General features: G+C 61.3%; 2 protein-coding genes. One reads left to right on the forward strand and one right to left on the reverse strand.

Annotated elements, in window-relative coordinates; translation table 11 throughout:
• Positions 1-89: 89 nt before the first annotated feature.
• On the reverse strand, positions 90-716 hold the full coding sequence (locus tag V8352_RS21710; protein ID WP_336426336.1) for a hypothetical protein: 627 nt from the start codon (positions 714-716) through the stop codon (positions 90-92).
• A 157-nt stretch (positions 717-873) separates the two neighbouring features.
• On the opposite strand from V8352_RS21710, the gene V8352_RS21715 reads away from it, so the two are divergent.
• On the forward strand, positions 874-1,377 hold the full coding sequence (locus V8352_RS21715; RefSeq protein ID WP_336426337.1) for an IS630 family transposase: 504 nt from the start codon (positions 874-876) through the stop codon (positions 1,375-1,377).
• Positions 1,378-1,495: the final 118 nt, after the last annotated feature.

A 1,495-nucleotide genomic window follows, 5' to 3' on the forward strand; every position in this document is an offset into this window, starting at 1 on the left:
CGGAGGTCGTCCTCCTGAAAGCTGCATGTTTGGCGTCGACAACCAAAACATACGGCGTTTCAGACGGTTACGCTACCTCCGCCGCCTTCTCATGAATTATCCGGGCTAAGTGGTGTAAGAGGCCGCGTGCGGAGCCTTTTGGCGTAGCGCAGCGCGCGGCCGGGTCTGGCGGCCACCGCGCTTCTTCGCAGTCTGAGGTTGTTCAAAGACCGATGACAACGAAGGAGAGCACGATGACCGAGACCATGATCGACCTTCCGAGCGTGATCGCCAAGAGCGATGACACGGATTTCCTGCGGGAATTGATCCAGGACGCCGCGCAGCGGCTGATAGACATTGAGGTGGCCGCTGTCTGCGGCGCGGGGCATGGCGAGCGCAGCCCGGACCGGGAGAACCAGCGCAACCATTGCCCGGCAGGCGATTGCGAAGCAATCTGCCGAGAGGGGGCTACCGGCCGCGTCAGTGGGATACTCGGGCAGGGCAACACGCACACTGAGACGGCGCGTCGGTTGTGTGTTTCGATCAAGTTCGTCAACGATATGGTTCGGCTCAGGCGCGAGACCGGGTCGCTTGCACCGAAGCGGCAGGGTAATCCCGGGCGCGGCAAGCTGACAGATGTCGCGGATTGGGTGCAGGCCCGGATCGCGGCGCAGCCCGGTCTGACAATCGACGAGGTGACGGCGGAACTGGCAGCGGACCACGGACTGGTCGTGCATCGCTCGTCCGTCGGGCGACTGTTGCACCGGCTCGGGCTGTCACACAAAAAAAAGATCTACAAGCGCTTGAGCAGAAGCGCAGGGACGTGGCCCACCTGCGCCGCATCTGGATTGGCAAACGCCAACCCTTCATGGCCAGGCATCCGGAAAGACTGGCATTCATCGACGGACCTCGGTCAAGACCAACATGGCCAAGACCACCGGCTGGGCTCCGCGCGGACAGCGTCTGGCCGATCATGCGCCATTCGGACATTGGCGCACCCAGACGTTCATCGGCGCCCTGCGCCATGACCGGCTCGCTGCCCCTTGGGTGATCGACGGCGCGATGAATGGCGAGATGTTCGACCTCTATGTCGAAACCCAGCTGATGCCGACGTTGCGCGAGGGCGATGTGGTCATCCTCGACAACCTGTCGAGCCACAAAAGCCCCGCTGCCGCCAAATCCTTGCGCGACATCGGCGCGTGGTTTTTGTTCCTGCCGGCCTACAGCCCAGATATCAACCCCATAGAAATGGCATTCTCAAAGCTGAAGGCGCTGATCAGAAAGGCTGCCGCCCGAATCTACCATGAGCTTTGGCGGGCGGTAGGGCATGTGTGCGACCTGTTCAGCCACGAGGAATGCTACAATTTCTTCAAGGCAGCAGGATACAGAACCAATTAAACGCGACATGCTTGTCTTATGCTGATCGCGGCTCTTGTGCGAAGAGAGAGCCAGCGCGCGCCACGCCATTTATGGCGCGCGCTGGCGGTGGCTGGATCGTCACAGGCTTGGTTGTGAA

Origin of the sequence: Roseovarius sp. D0-M9, from assembly GCF_037083805.1 — a bacterium.
Lineage (GTDB): Bacteria > Pseudomonadota > Alphaproteobacteria > Rhodobacterales > Rhodobacteraceae > Roseovarius.